The sequence below is a fragment of the Caulobacter sp. HMWF025 genome, from assembly GCF_003060965.1.
Classification (GTDB): Bacteria; Pseudomonadota; Alphaproteobacteria; order Caulobacterales; family Caulobacteraceae; genus Caulobacter.
The window spans coordinates 22,352-35,985 of sequence record NZ_QAII01000030.1 but is presented as its reverse complement, the minus strand read 5'-3'; the positions used below and the strand labels follow the sequence as shown (position 1 = coordinate 35,985).

Annotated in this window: 10 protein-coding genes and 1 pseudogene; 8 read left to right on the top strand and 3 right to left on the bottom strand. The window is 64.4% G+C overall.

The window, feature by feature from the left end; genetic code table 11:
• Positions 1-134 precede the first annotated feature (134 nt).
• From DBR10_RS04120 to DBR10_RS04095, 6 genes are all read left to right on the top strand, one after another.
• Positions 135-854 carry a DUF2786 domain-containing protein gene (locus DBR10_RS04120; RefSeq protein ID WP_108503632.1) on the top strand — a complete coding sequence of 240 codons (720 nt, stop codon included), beginning with the start codon at positions 135-137 and terminating at the stop codon, positions 852-854.
• 180 nt (positions 855-1,034) lie between these two features.
• The gene (locus DBR10_RS04115; RefSeq protein ID WP_108556156.1) at positions 1,035-3,071 is read left to right on the top strand and encodes a M13 family metallopeptidase; all 2,037 of its coding nucleotides are present in this window, start codon (positions 1,035-1,037) and stop codon (positions 3,069-3,071) included.
• Positions 3,072-3,120: 49 nt separating this feature from the next.
• Positions 3,121-4,197, top strand: a complete 1,077-nt coding sequence (locus DBR10_RS04110; protein ID WP_158273152.1) for a sensor histidine kinase — start codon at positions 3,121-3,123, stop codon at positions 4,195-4,197.
• Positions 4,194-4,946 carry a LytR/AlgR family response regulator transcription factor gene (locus DBR10_RS04105; RefSeq protein WP_218278420.1) on the top strand — a complete coding sequence of 251 codons (753 nt, stop codon included), beginning with the start codon at positions 4,194-4,196 and terminating at the stop codon, positions 4,944-4,946. Before DBR10_RS04110 ends, DBR10_RS04105 begins: the two co-directional genes overlap by 4 nt.
• A gap of 138 nt (positions 4,947-5,084) precedes the next feature.
• Positions 5,085-5,519 (top strand): OsmC family protein, encoded by a 435-nt coding sequence (locus tag DBR10_RS04100; protein WP_233243259.1) that lies wholly within the window; start codon positions 5,085-5,087, stop codon positions 5,517-5,519.
• 30 nt (positions 5,520-5,549) lie between these two features.
• Positions 5,550-5,936 (top strand): DUF302 domain-containing protein, encoded by a 387-nt coding sequence (locus DBR10_RS04095; RefSeq protein ID WP_108489507.1) that lies wholly within the window; start codon positions 5,550-5,552, stop codon positions 5,934-5,936.
• Positions 5,937-6,075: 139 nt separating this feature from the next.
• On the opposite strand, the gene DBR10_RS20435 is transcribed toward DBR10_RS04095, so the two are convergent.
• The 3 genes and pseudogenes from DBR10_RS20435 to DBR10_RS04085 all read right to left on the bottom strand — a co-directional run bounded on the left by DBR10_RS20435 (position 6,076) and on the right by DBR10_RS04085 (position 8,247).
• On the bottom strand, positions 6,076-6,912 hold the full coding sequence (locus DBR10_RS20435) for a methyl-accepting chemotaxis protein (RefSeq protein ID WP_442861105.1): 837 nt from the start codon (positions 6,910-6,912) through the stop codon (positions 6,076-6,078).
• Positions 6,913-6,990: 78 nt separating this feature from the next.
• A pseudogene (locus tag DBR10_RS20430) lies at positions 6,991-7,122 on the bottom strand (HAMP domain-containing protein); the annotation flags it as partial.
• 750 nt (positions 7,123-7,872) lie between these two features.
• A complete protein-coding gene (locus DBR10_RS04085; protein WP_108505217.1) occupies positions 7,873-8,247 on the bottom strand; it encodes a response regulator in 375 nt (124 codons plus the stop codon).
• Positions 8,248-8,503: 256 nt separating this feature from the next.
• Between DBR10_RS04085 and DBR10_RS04080 the strand changes: the two genes are divergently transcribed.
• On the top strand, positions 8,504-10,444 hold the full coding sequence (locus tag DBR10_RS04080; protein ID WP_108505218.1) for a methyl-accepting chemotaxis protein: 1,941 nt from the start codon (positions 8,504-8,506) through the stop codon (positions 10,442-10,444).
• Positions 10,441-13,602 carry a hybrid sensor histidine kinase/response regulator gene (locus tag DBR10_RS04075; protein WP_108505219.1) on the top strand — a complete coding sequence of 1,054 codons (3,162 nt, stop codon included), beginning with the start codon at positions 10,441-10,443 and terminating at the stop codon, positions 13,600-13,602. Before DBR10_RS04080 ends, DBR10_RS04075 begins: the two co-directional genes overlap by 4 nt.
• Positions 13,603-13,634: the final 32 nt, after the last annotated feature.

Sequence of the window (13,634 nt, the reverse complement as noted above, 5' to 3'; positions counted from 1 at the left end):
GACCTGCAGCGGTTCGCGACACCGTATCGGTGCGGCGCTGGGCTGGGACGAAGCCTTCAACTAGAATAGTGTCCTCGGCAAGTTTGGTGGGCAGCCAATGACTTCGCCGATCGTCAGCCTGTCGGGACGCATCCGTGAACGAAACGCCCGATCTCGCCGAGCTGGGAAAGCTCAAGACCCGCATTGAAGCCCTGCGCGCCAAGACCACGGACAACGGCTGTACCGAGGCCGAAGCCCTGTCAGCTGCCGCCAAGGTGGCCGAACTGCTCGATCGCTACGACCTGTCGCTGACAGACGTTGAAATCCGTGAGGCGCTTTGCGAGCGGCGTACCTACGTAACCCGCCACAACAAACGGATACCGCTGGGCGACTGCGTCGGTGCCATAGCGAACTTCTGCGATTGCCGGGTCTGGCGCGAGAAGAGCCCGACAGGCGAGGTGCGCTACGTATTCTTTGGCCTCAGCGCCGATATCGAAGTCGCCCACTACCTGGCCGACCTGATCGACGGTGCCGTTCGGTTTGAGCTTGGCCGCTTCAAGGCCACCGCCGACTATCAGCGCTTTCGGCACAAGGAGCGTCACCTGGCCAACGCCTCTTTCACCCTGGGCATGGTCACGTCCATCGCAGACAAGCTGACCGCGATGAAGGCCGGACGCGACCAGGCCAATGGCCATGCCGGGCGTGATCTGGTCGTTATCAAGTCGGCAGTCGTTGAGGCCGAACTCGACAGGCTCGATCTGAAGTTAAGGATCGTGCAGCGTCCGGCCCGCAGGGTGGCGCCGGAGGCCTATGACGCCGGCGGCGCTGCGGGTTCGTCCCTGGCCATCAATCTCGGAGGTCCGGAAACCGCATGAAGCCTTGTGTCGGGGCCAACTGATCTCGCACCCCCATAATCCGCTCGATCCTGGCGATACTCCGCCGCCTATCCCCGCCCATCGCCGCTCGGCACCTTTTTGCCCAAAGCGAGCCATCTATCGGGACACTGACAGCCAACAGCACGAAAGCGCTCACCCTTTTCGAAGCGAAGGCACCCGATGAAACCCGCGACCCTTCTAAAACTCAGCTGCCTTGCCCTCCTCCTCCAGGTGTACGGCGGCACCACAGCGGCTCACGCCGCCCAGGTCCGGTCCGGGCTGGACCTGCCGGGATTCGACCAAACGGTTCGGCCCCAGGACGATCTCTATCGCCACAGCAGCGGCCAGTGGCTGCGGACCACGACCATCCCCGCCGACAAGGCCGAGCTGCTCGGCACCAACATGCCTGCGGTCGTCGACCAGCGGATCCGCGACATCCTGCAAGACCTGGCGCTCAAGCCCCAAGCCAAAGGCACCACCGGACAAAAAGTCCGTGACTATTACACCGCCTATCAGGACACGGTCGCCATCGAGGCGGCCGGCCTTGAGCCGATCAGGCCCCTTCTGGCCGAGATCGCCGCGATCCAGACGCCGCAGCAACTCGCCACCTGGGTCGGCAGTGCCCAGGGACAGGTCGAAACACCGATCTGGCTCTGGGGCGGCTTTGCCGACTTCATGGACCCCGGCCTGAACCGCGTCATGGCGTGGCAGGGCGGCCTCGGCCTGCCCGACCGCGACTACTATCTGAAGCTGGACGATGCCCAGCTCGGCAAGGCCCGCGCCGCCTATCTGACCTATCTCACAGAGTTGGCCCAGCTCTCCGGCCAGACCCGACCCGCAGAAATGGCGCAACGCGTTCTGGAGCTGGAAACGCGCCTGGCCCAGGTGCAGGTGCCGGTGAACGAGGCGCGGGATCCTGCAAGGATGTACAATCCACTGACCGCCGAAGAGCTGATGGCCAAGGCCCCCGGCTTTGACTGGGCGGCCTATCTGACCGCCGCCAGGATCGCCCGCGGCGACAAGGTCACCGTGACGCAGTTGAACACCGCCATCGCGACTGCCCGGCTCTTCGCCGATCTGCCCCTGGCCGACTGGAAGGCCTATTTCACACTTCACAGCCTGGACGCATCCGCTCAGGTCTTGCCGGCCAGGTTCCGTGCCGCGCACTTTGCCTTTCACGGCAAGGCCATCACCGGGGCCCAGGTCGAGACGCCGCGGGCCCAGCGTGCGGTCGAGCAAGTGACGTGGGCCCTCAACGACGCCCTGGCGCAGCAGTATGTCGAGCGTCACTTCCCGGCCGCGCACAAGCAGAAGGTCGAGGCCATCTTCCAGAACGTGCTGGGTGCCTATCAGCAGTTGATGGCGGACAACAGCTGGATGGAGCCGTCCACCAAGGCGGCCGCCCTGGACAAGCTCTCGAAGTACAAGGCCAAGATCGGTCACCCGGACAGCTGGCGCGATTATGCGGCCCTGGACGTGCGGGCGGGCGACGCCTTCGGCAACCAGCAAAGGGCCAAGCGGTTCGACTGGGCGATCAAGGCGGCTGCGGCCGGCAAACCCATGGATCGCAAGGCCTGGGCCATGTCGCCGCTGGAGGTGAATGCCTTCTATGACCCGATGGGCAACGAGATCCTTCTGACGGCCGGCATTCTACAGGCCCCGCTCTTCGACATGCGAGCCGATGACGCGGTCAATTACGGCGCGATCGGCGCAACGATCGGCCACGAGATCAGCCATGGCTTCGACAATATGGGATCCCAGTTCGACGGCGACGGCGTGATGCGGCAGTGGTGGAGTGAAGCCGACCGCCAGACCTTTGCGGCACTCGGTGCCAGGCTGGCGGAGCAGTTCAACGCCTTTGAGGCGCTGCCAGGCAAGACCGTGAACGGCCAGCTGACCCTGCCCGAGAACATCGCCGATCTGGTCGGCCTGCAGATTGCGTTCAAGGCCTATCAAACCAGCCTGAACGGCAAACCAGCCCCGCGAATTGATGGATACACGGGAGAGCAGCGCTTCTTCCTGAGCTTCGCGCAGAGCTGGCGCGTCAAGCGCCGCGATGAACACGCCCAGCAACTTCTGATCTCGGACCCCCATTCACCGCCGGAGTTCCGGGCCAATGGTGCGGCAAGAAACCTTGACGGCTTCCACGATGCCTTCGGCACCCAGGCCGGGGACAAGATGTTCAAGCCCGTCGCCGAGCGCGTGCGACTGTGGTGAGCCCCTCAAACCCCTTGCAACCCTGACCGCTGGCCACTCAGATCCGACGATGAAATTCTTGCCCCGAGAACGGCAGTTCTGGATCTACCAAGGTGCGGCCATGGCGTTCGTCGTCATGGTCACACTGCTCAGCGCCCTGCTGTTCGGCCGCCTTGACGCCAACACCCTGGCCTCCACCCTGGCCTGGATGCCGGCCTACACCCTGGCGGTGCTGGGCTTTCGCTGGCTGTACCTCAAGCGCCGCTGGACCGATCTGCCGATGGGGCGGCTGGTTCCCGTCGTCATCGGCTACAGCAGCCTCAGCGGGTTTGCCGTGATGGCCGCAGTGGCGACGATGGTCATGCCCTTCTTCTGGCAGCAGATCAGCGCCAGCCGGGCTGACTTCAACACCCTGGACTTTCTGGCCCGCAATATCCTCGGCAACGGGCTGCAAGCGCAGCTTTTCATCGGGGCCTGGGCCTTCGTCTATGTCAGCGCCGCGGCGGCCCAGCGGGCCCGCGAGGGTGAACTGCAAAACCTGCGCCTGCAGATGAGCCTGAAGGCGGCGCAACTGAGCAGCCTGGCCAACCAGCTCAATCCGCATTTCCTGTTCAACACGCTGAACAACATCCGCTTCATGATCCACGAAGATGGCAGCCGCGCAGACGCGATGATCGTGGCCCTGTCCGACCTGCTGCGCTACTCGCTCGAAAGCAGCCAGCACGGCAAGGCACGACTGAGCCAGGAACTATCCGTTGTCGAGGCCTACATCTCCATCATGCGGACCCAGATGGAGGACCGGCTGGACTTCAGGCTTGGTGTGCCGGGCTCGATCCACAGCTGCCTTTTTCCGCCAATGGTCCTGCAACTGCTGCTGGAGAACGCCATCAAGCATGGTCTCGAACAGTTGCCCCGGGGCGGGATGATCAGCGTTGTGGGGGAGGATCGTGGTGATACCCTGCTCTTCCGTGTCATCAATGACACGCCGCTCTCACCGGCCAAGACAAAGCCGGGCCTCGGCCTGGGCCTTCCGAACATCGAGCACCGCCTGCGCCTGCTGTACGGCGATCGCGCGACACTCGAAACTCAGCAGACTGCGGGGCGCTTTCAGGTCGAGCTGAGCCTGCCCAAGGAGTTTGCGTCGTGAAGCCGAGGATAAGAACGCTTGTGATCGAGGACTCACGCCTCGCTCGCGAGGGCCTGGTGCGCATGCTGGCCGAGTTTGGCGACCAGATTGACGTGGTGGGTCAGGCCGACAATGCGGAAAAAGCCCTGGCGCTGATCGAGCAGTTGCGCCCCGAGCTGCTCTTTCTCGACATTCACATGCCTGGAGACGACGGCTTCGCGCTGCTCGAGCGGCTCGACTATACGCCCCGCATCGTCTTCACCACGGCTTACTCGGAATACGCTATCCGTTCTTTCGAGTTCAATACCGTCGACTACCTGCTCAAGCCGATCAGCCCTCTACGGCTCGCACAGGCCTTGGCCAAGCTGTCCGGCGAGCCGGAGCCGGTGCCGGGTTCGGCCGATGTCAGGCCGACCCTGGACATCAATAGCAAGATCTTCATCAAGGATGGCGACCACTGCTACCTCGTCGCCCTGAGCTCAATTCTCTACATTGAGAGCTGCAAAAACTATGGCCGGGTGTTTTTTCCGGATGGTCCCGGCGGCACAATCAAGAACGCCTACGTCAAAAAGTCGATGAACCAGATCGAGGAGCGGCTGCCGAGAACAGTCTTCTTTCGAGCCAGTCGTCAGTACCTGGTGAACCTGCAGGCCATCCGCAGCATCGAGGAATCGGTCAGCGAGGGGTTCGAAGTCACCATGCTTGACGGCAAGCGGCTGGAAATCTCGCGCCGCAATGCGGGCAAGCTCAAGGACCTGCTCAGCTTCTGAAGCCTCCGACAAAGTCTGCGCGCCATGCGAACGGCTTGGTACCGGCTTGAGCCAGGTCAATGCACTCCGGTCGCCAGCCCTGTACCGTCGCCCGGCAGACTGAAGCGCAGGTCCCAGACGCCTCTCGAAGCGCCATCCGTGCTGCCGAGGTTCACGATGAACTACAGCGTCACCGCACAGCGCATCGACGATCACGGGAGCCTGGCGCGAGCCAAGGATGCAAGCCTCGTCCTTGACACGGACGTGGCCGGCCGCCGGGATGCGTTCAATCCCGCAGAGCTGTTCCTGGCCTCGATTGCCGCCTGCATGATCAAGGGCATCGAGCGGGTCACCCCGATCCTGACCTTCGAGCTTCGGGGTGTCGAGGTTCGGCTCACAGCAGTGCGCCAGGACGCGCCACCCCTCATCCAGCGTGTGGACTACGAGCTGATCGTCGACACGGACGAGGACGATGGCCGCCTGGAGCTCCTGCACCGCAATGTCCGCAAATACGGGACGATCTCAAACACCGTCGCCGCTGCGACCGTCCTGGAAGGCACCATCCGCCGCGGCGTGGTCCACACCTTCGCCTGAAGCCCACCTCAAGCCGCCCGGGAGGCGACCATGACCTACGTGTTTTCCAAGAGCCTCGACGTTCCATTCGACGACGCCGTCGCCCTGACGCGCGCGGCCCTGGCGAAGGAGGGCTTTGGCGTCATCACGGAGATCGACATCCAGAAGACCCTGAAGGCCAGGATCGATGTAGACTTCCGCCGCTACCTGATCCTGGGGGCCTGCAACCCGGGCCTGGCCTATGAAGCATTGAAGCTGGAAGCGAATGTGGGCGCAATGCTGCCCTGCAATGTCGTGGTGCAGGAGGGCAACGATGGGCGCACGGAAGTCTCGGCCATTGATCCCGTCGCCTCCATGCAGGCGATCGACAATGCGGGCCTGAAGGACGCCGCCCGGACCGTCGCCGACAGGCTGCGGGCGGCTGTTTCAAGTCTGTAAGCGAAACCGCCAGAGCTGCCGCCGGGGCTCCTGCCAGATGGGTCAGGGCCATCTGGCGCGCAACGGCGTCAATTTGATCCCAATCCCTCCGCAGGCGCCAAGGCCTGGTCGTGGTGCTGCGCGGGCAGCAACTACGCCATCAGGCTGCCTTCAGGGCTTTGAAGAACGCGTCTGCCTCGCGGCGCAGGGTGTCGGTAGCTTCGTTGACCCGGCCCGAGGTGTCGAGCAGGCGGCGGCTGGATTCACCGGCCTCGGCCGTGGCCATGGTCATGCTTTCGACGCCGCGGGCTGCCGAGGAGGCCCCGCGTGCGGCACCGAGGGCGCGATCGGAGATGTCGCTGGTGGTCGCCGCCTGTTCCTCAACCGCCGCTGCGACCGCCGCACAGATCTCGCGCACCTGGGTCATGGCCGACAGGACCGAGCGCACGCCCGTCGCTGTAGTGCGGCTGACCTGTTGGATCTCGGCGATGCGCTTGGAGATCGCGCCGGTCGAGTTGGTGGTCTGGGTGGCCAGTTGCTTGACCTCGGCGGCGACGACGGCGAAGCCCTGGCCGGCCTGGCCGGCCCGGGCGGCTTCGATCGTGGCGTTCAGGGCCAGGAGATTGGTCTGGTCAGCGACGTCACTGATCAGGGAGGTCACTTCCTCGACCTGACGCGTAGCATCGGCCAGTTGCTCGATGACCTTCTCGGTTTCCATACCAATCGCTTCGGCTTCGCTGGAGATGCGGGCCGACTCGGCGATGCGGCTGGCGATTTCCTCCACGGCGATGCGCAGTTGACCAGTCGCAGCGGCGATTTCCTCGATGTGGTTGGAGGTGTTGCGCGCGGCTTCATCGGCCTGTTCGGCCTGGCGGCTGGCATTGCTGGAGCTGTTGTCGAGCGTGACGGCCGAGTTGTGCAGTTCCTTCGAGGAAGAGGTCAGGCCGCCGATCACGTCGTCGAGCTTGCCGGTGAAGGCCTCGACCAGCTCGGCCATGCGCTTGGCGCGCTCGACCTCGATATCCTTCTGGCTGGAGGTGGCCGCCTCCAGACGCTGACGCTCCTGGGCATTGGTGCGAAACTTCTCGAGCGCCTTGGCCAGGGCGCCGATCTCGTCGGACCGCTTGGCATGGGTCGAGCGGACATTCAGATCGCCGTTGGCGAGGGCATTCATCAGGCCGGTGGTGTCTTCCAGCGGTGCCAGCATGTGCTTGCGGACGATCACGGTCGCGGCGGCCAGCAGGGCGACGGTGGCCAGGGCCAGGGTCAGCAGGATGCCGAACGCGAAGGATTGCGCCTTTTGGGCCTTCTGCTCTTGCCGGGCGGCCTCGGCCTGGATCAGCGGCACCATACGATTGACGGCCTCCCGATGCTGAGCGAAGGCGGCGGACATCTGATGCACCTGGATCTCAACCTCAGCGCGGTCGCCGCGCTCAATGGCCGGCAGAAGACCCTGTTCAACAATCGTCCAGAACTGCTGGGCGTAGCGATCGGTGTCGCCGAAGATCGCGGCCTTGATCTCCGGCGTGAGCGTCTTGCCCCGCCAGTAGGTCATGCGCTGGTCATACTCGGATTTCAGTCGCGCCAGCGTCGCTTTGTTGGCGGCAAGGTTTCCCGGCACATCTTCGGCAATGTGCGCCGTCATATAGGCCTCGATGACATAGATCGGCGGCGGCAGAACGTCGGCAATGGCGTCCTTGTTGTCGATGATGCCGTCGTAATTGGCTCCGCCGATCCGCAGGGTCTCGATGCTGTTCCAGACCACGCCTCCCGCGATGGCGAGAAACAGAGCGAACACGCCGGCGAGGATGGCGAACGCGGACGACAGTTTCATGGCGTAACCCCGGAAGATCGATAGGTGAGCTTCCCGCGCCGTTGGTTAATGCGCCGTTAGAAAGCGCCGCCACTACCCATTTTGAGCTGCGTCATCAGGTCGCGCTCTCCCCCGGAACCGGCTTCAGCCCGGGGTGATCTTGCGGATCATGCGGTCGACCCGGCGCAGCAATTGCCGGCTCTCGAACGGCTTTCCGATGTAATCGTCAGCGCCCAGTTGAACGGCGCGACGGATGTCATCCGGGGAACTTTGGGCCGACAGCATCAGGACGGGCAGGTTGCTGGTTTCAGGGTCTTTTTTCAGCCGCTCCAGCAGGGTGAACCCGTCCATGCGTGGCATGTTGATGTCGAGAAGCACGGCATCCGGCCGCCGGTCTCGAATGGCGGCCAGCCCTTCGACGCCATCGCCGGCGGTCGACACCTCAAAGCCGGCGTCCTGAAGCTGGGAAACGATCAGGTTCCGAATGGACTCGTCGTCTTCGACCACCAGGATTTCCATCACGCTTCTCCAGTGCCGGTTCTGGTATGCAGCCAGGCTCGAAGTCCGTCCTCGGGCATAACAACCAGGCGCAGTGTCGTCAAAATCCGTGTAGACTTTGCTGCACCTGACGCTGGACCGCGCCCCTCAAACATCAGTCGATTTGAGCAGATCGCCGCAGTAAGTCAAATTGTCGCAGGTGGTGAAGGACCAGCTGTGCCATTTTACGCGTGTTAAGGTTCGGCAACCATGATCCTCACGGTGATTGGGGACGAGCATGAACTTGTCGGCGGCGAAATCCAGGGGACTGCGAAGCGACAACAAGCGCATCGCCCGCGACATGTCGCTGGCCCTCGTCCTGATGGCGGGTCTGATCGTTCTGGTGGCGGGTCTTTGGGCGGCCACGGCCAGCCATGATCTCGACAAGCGACGCGAGCAAAATCATCGTGACGCCCAGATCACGACGGCGACGTTCGAGCTGAACGAAGCCATCGACGCGATGAAGTTCGATGCCATCCAGGTGCAGCAGTTTCTGCAGGATATCGCCGCGACGCGCGGCGAGGACGGCCTGTCCGATGGATTCAACCAGGCCGACGCCTTCCGACAGCGCTACGCCCAGGACGCCGCGCGGGCCCGCCTGCTGGCGATGAAGCTGGAGGCCCCGGAACTGGCCCAGCGCCTGCTCAACTCGCAAACGGCGTTTGACGCCTATTATGCCAGCGGCGTGACGATGGCGAAGGCCTATGTCGACAGCGGCACCTCGGCCGGCAACGCCCTGATGGCGGATTTCGACGCCGCGGCCCTGGCCCTGACAGACGACCTCGACAGTCTCAGCTCCAACAGACAGAGCCTGATGCAGCGGATCACCGTCCAGCATGCGGCGATCGAGGCCAGTGTCCTGAAGCAGATGGAACAGGCGCGCCTGCAGGCCATGGTGCTGGCCGGGATCGGTTTGATCGTAGGCGTGCTGATCATCCTGCACCTGCGCCGGACGGTACTGGCCCCGCTGCACAGGACGACGGCCTATATGGCCGGGCTCGCCGAGGGCCACTATGAGGTCGAGCCGCCGTATCTGGATCGCCGGGACGAGATCGGCAGCATGCTGCGCTCGGTCGACAGCTTCCGGCGCGCGGCCCTGCAGCGCAAATCCGCGCGCCTCGCGCACGAGGCCGAGATCGCGTCCTATCAGCAGGAACTTGTCGCCCGGGCCGAGGAGGTCGAACGCCTCTCGGCGGATCATGCAACGATCATCGACCAGCTGGGTGACGCGCTCGAGCGTCTGGCCGTCGGCGACCTGTCGATCCGCATGACCGAGCGTTTCGGACCCGGCTTTGACCAGCTGCGTATTGACTTCAACGCCTCCATGGAAGCGCTGGGGACTGTGATGGGCTCGATCCTGGAAGCGACCGAGGCTGTCAGTTTCGGGGCTTCGGAGCTGTCGCGAGCGGCCGAGCGTCTATCATCGCGAACCGAGCAGCAGGCGACCTCCGTGCGGGAATCGGCGGAATCCCTGAAAATCCTGCACCGAGAGGTCGCGGTCACCACCAGCACGGCCGACGAGGCCCTCAGCGTCGTCGCTACTGCCAAGCAGTCGGCCGAGCGCTCGACCACCGTCATGGACGGGGCCATCGAGGCCATGGAGCGGATCCAGGCCTCATCGGGACAGATCGGCAAGATCAGTTCAGTGATCGACGAGATCGCCTTCCAGACCAACCTCCTGGCGCTCAATGCCGGGGTTGAAGCCGCCCGGGCCGGCGAGTCCGGGCGTGGCTTCGCTGTCGTGGCCCAGGAGGTCCGTGCGCTGGCCCAGCGTTCGGCCTCGGCGGCCAAGGAGATCAGCGCCCTGGTCACCCGCGCCAATGCCGAGGTTGCGGCCGGCGGCAATCAGGTCTCCCAGACCAGCCACGTCCTGACCGAGATCGTCGGGCAGGTGATGCAGATCCACGGCCTGGTACAGGGCATTTCCTCGTCCAGCCGCAAGCAGAGCGACAGCATCAGCGCCATCCATGAAGCGGTGACCCTGATTGACGAGATCACCCGGAACAATGCGGCGATGGTCGCTGAAGCGACAGGTGCCAGCCAGTCGCTCGCCGGCGAGGCCAGTGGTCTGATGAGCTCGATCAGCCGCTTCCGTGACGGCGGTCAGACCAAGACCGGTGAGGCTCAAACCCCTGAGCAAACCGAAGCCCTGGACGAAATCGACCGGTTGTTCGGATGAGTGCGGATCGCCGGATCCAGACGCCGGGTGCCAAGGGTGATCCCCGCCTGACCATGGTCCTGAGGGGGGTCGCCCGGATCCTGGACCAGACGACAGTCGGACTGGCCTGGCCGGAAGAGTCTGCTTCGAAGCGGGACAAGGCTCTTATCGCCCGTCTGAGACGGACCGGCGGACTGCTGGCCATGGGCCTGAACGCCAGCGGTGGTCTCGTCGAGCGCACGGCAGCCGTGAGCGGCTCGCTGACGGCTGCTGCAATCCTCGACGAGCAGGGCGTTTTTCTGGCGGCGCTCTATGCCGTCGACGCCGTGCCCCGTCGATCCATCAGCAGCCGGGCCAAGGCCGTCCTGACCGAGGTCGCCGCCACGCTCGGTGTGCTGCTGGCCATGCGTACCGCCGAGACGCGCCTCAATGTCGCGGAAGTCCAGCTGACGAGCGCCGAGCACCTGCTGGGCGTCGGCAAATGGTCCTACGACCTGGAAAGCGGTATCTGGGAAGGCTCCCCGGCCATTCATCAGCTGCACGGCTCGGACCCGGTCGCGCCGGCCAGGGACCTGAGCAGCCTCTATGCCCAAATTCACCCGGATGACATTCCGGCGATCGAGGCCGCGATCAACCAGATCGCGATCCTGCCGGGAAAGGTCATTTCCTGTGACTACCGGGTTCGCCGATCTGATGGCGAGATGCGCTACCTGACCTCGACCCTGGCGGGGCAGACCTCGCCGGCGGGCGATCTGATCCGGATCAGTGGCGTCGCCCAGGACATGACCGAGAGCCGGGCCATGCGCGAAAAGCTGGCCCAGAGCGAAGCCCACTACCGGCGCATTGCCGAAAACACCAACGACATGATCGTCGTTTGCGGGGCCGACGGCATCATCTCCTACGTCTCGATGGCCTGCGAGCGGGTGTTGGGATTTGCCAGTGATGACCTCAAAGGTCGCAACCTGCTGCATCTGGTCCACCCCGAGGATCAGGCCCGGACCGTGAGCCAGTTTGGGCCCCTCCTGAGCGGTCAGATCAAGAACGATGCGCTGGTCGCCGAGTATCGCATGGTCCGCAGGGACGGCGAGGTGATCTGGATCGAGACGCAGCCCCGTGTTCTGCGGGATCCCGTCTCGAACAAGATCGTGGAGTTGGTCCACGCAATCCGGGACATCACGGCGCGCAAGCGGGCTGAACAGGCCCTGGCCGAGCGTGATGAGCAGTTTCGCCTGCTGATCCAGGGATCGCGCGACGTCATCATGCGACTGGCCCCCAATGGCCGGACCCTGTCTGTCTCTCCGGTCGTGCGGGATATCCTCGGCTTCGAGCCTGAGGATCTGGTCGGTCACTATACCAGTGAGTTCATGCATCCTGACGATGTGCCCCGCCTGGCGGAATACTATCGACGCCTGGCCGCCGAACCGGGCGTGCGTCTGGAGCCGATCGAGTCGCGGATCCGGAACCGTACCGACGAGTATCGCGTCATGGAGTCCCGGCCCTTTGCAGTCTGGGATCCCCAGACCGGCAAGCTGAAGGAGTTCATCGACGTTTCGCGTGACATCACCGAGCGCAAGGCCGTCGAGGCCGCCTTGATCCTGGCTCACCAGGAGGCGCGCCTTGCCCAGCTGGAGGCCGAGGCCAGCGAGCGCCGCTATCGTATCCTCGCAGACGGTGCGCGCGATCTGACCCTGCAGTTCGGGGCCGACGGCGTGATCCGCTATGCCTCGCCCTCAGCGATCAGTCTCGGCTATCAGCCGGATGAGCTGGTGGGACGGCGGATGATCGAGTTCGTCCATCCAGATGATGTCGCGGCCTCGATGAGCACGGCTCTGTCCCATTTTCAGAACACGGGTGCCAAGGCGACCGGCCACGCGGAGTCACGCGTGCGGACCAAGGCCGGCCACTATGTCTGGCTGGAGGGCAGCCCCTCCCTGGTCAAGGATGAGGCTGGGCAAACCCTTCTGGTCAACTCGACCTTCCGGGACGTCACCGAGCGGCGCGAGATGGAGGAGAACCTGATCAGGGCGCGCCAGCAAGCCGAGGCCGCGGCGGCGGCCAAGGCCGAGTTCCTGGCCAATATGAGCCATGAACTGCGCACGCCCCTGACCAGTGTGATCGGCTATTCACAGCAGATCCAGGGCGAAGGCGAGCTTTCCGACCGGGTGCGGCTGGCCGCCGACCGCATCGTCGCCGGCGGACGGACCCTGTTGTCGACGATCAATGACATCCTGGACTTCTCCAAGATCGAGGCCGGCGAGATCCAGATCCTGTCCGAGGCGGCCGCCGTCGGCCCGATCATCACCGAAACCCTGGATCTATTGCAGGGCCAGGCCGCGCAGAAGGGCCTCGATCTTCGCAGTGAAGGCGTCGATGCCCTGCCGCCCTTCCTGCTTTGCGACGCCAAGCGGATCCGGCAGGTGCTGGTCAATCTGGTCGGCAACGCCATCAAATTCACCCAGTCAGGCCAGGTCTCGGTCGCGGCGACCCATAATCCGCAGACCGGCCGATTGCGACTGGCGGTGACCGACAGCGGGATCGGCATTGCTCCCGAGCAGATCTCGCGGCTGTTCCTGCGCTTCTCGCAGGTGGATGGCTCGATCTCGCGCCGCTTTGGCGGCACAGGCCTTGGCCTGGCCATCTGCCGGGGTCTGGTCGAGGCCATGGGCGGCGAGATCGGGGTCGACAGTGTCGAGGGTCAGGGCTCAACCTTCTGGTTCGAATTGCCGGCCCCCGTCTGTGAGGCGACGAGCCTGAACCTGGAAGCCGAAGCTCCGGTCCTGCCGCCCGGATTGACGGTCCTGGTGGTCGACGACCAGAGCCGGATCGCCGAAGTCATCAGCCTGATGTTGCAGCCGCTGGGCCTGGCGGTGCATACGGTCGCCAGCGGCCATGAGGCCATCGCCGCAGCAGACGCCCAGCCCTATGATCTGATCCTGATGGACTGGCACATGCCAGGCCTGTCGGGCGTGAACACGGCCCAGGCCATCCGCTCCGGCACTGGACCCAATCGATTTTCCCCGATGGTCCTGTGCTCGGCCGATGCTGCGGCCTTGCCGGACTCCCAGGCCGCCCTGTTCGAAGGCCGCCTGCTCAAGCCCATCTCTGGCAACAGCCTGCTGGCCGCAGTCAGCGCCGCTCTCGACCCTGAACCCTTCGCAGCCGCCCTGCGGTCGGCCTGAAACCCGCCTTGTCCGGTAGCCGAAGCGCTCAG

What these genes read in the sequence shown, in the direction of transcription:
- DBR10_RS04115 (WP_108556156.1), top strand. Translation starts at nt 1,035, where the DNA reads ATGAAACCCGCGACCCTTCTAAAACTCAGCTGCCTTGCCCTCCTCCTC.
- DBR10_RS04110 (WP_158273152.1), top strand. Translation starts at nt 3,121, where the DNA reads ATGAAATTCTTGCCCCGAGAACGGCAGTTCTGGATCTACCAAGGTGCG.
- DBR10_RS04095 (WP_108489507.1), top strand. Translation starts at nt 5,550, where the DNA reads ATGACCTACGTGTTTTCCAAGAGCCTCGACGTTCCATTCGACGACGCC.
- DBR10_RS20435 (WP_442861105.1), bottom strand. Translation starts at nt 6,912, where the DNA reads ATGGCCGAGCTGGTCGAGGCCTTCACCGGCAAGCTCGACGACGTGATC.
- DBR10_RS04085 (WP_108505217.1), bottom strand. Translation starts at nt 8,247, where the DNA reads ATGGAAATCCTGGTGGTCGAAGACGACGAGTCCATTCGGAACCTGATC.
- DBR10_RS04080 (WP_108505218.1), top strand. Translation starts at nt 8,504, where the DNA reads ATGAACTTGTCGGCGGCGAAATCCAGGGGACTGCGAAGCGACAACAAG.
- DBR10_RS04075 (WP_108505219.1), top strand. Translation starts at nt 10,441, where the DNA reads ATGAGTGCGGATCGCCGGATCCAGACGCCGGGTGCCAAGGGTGATCCC.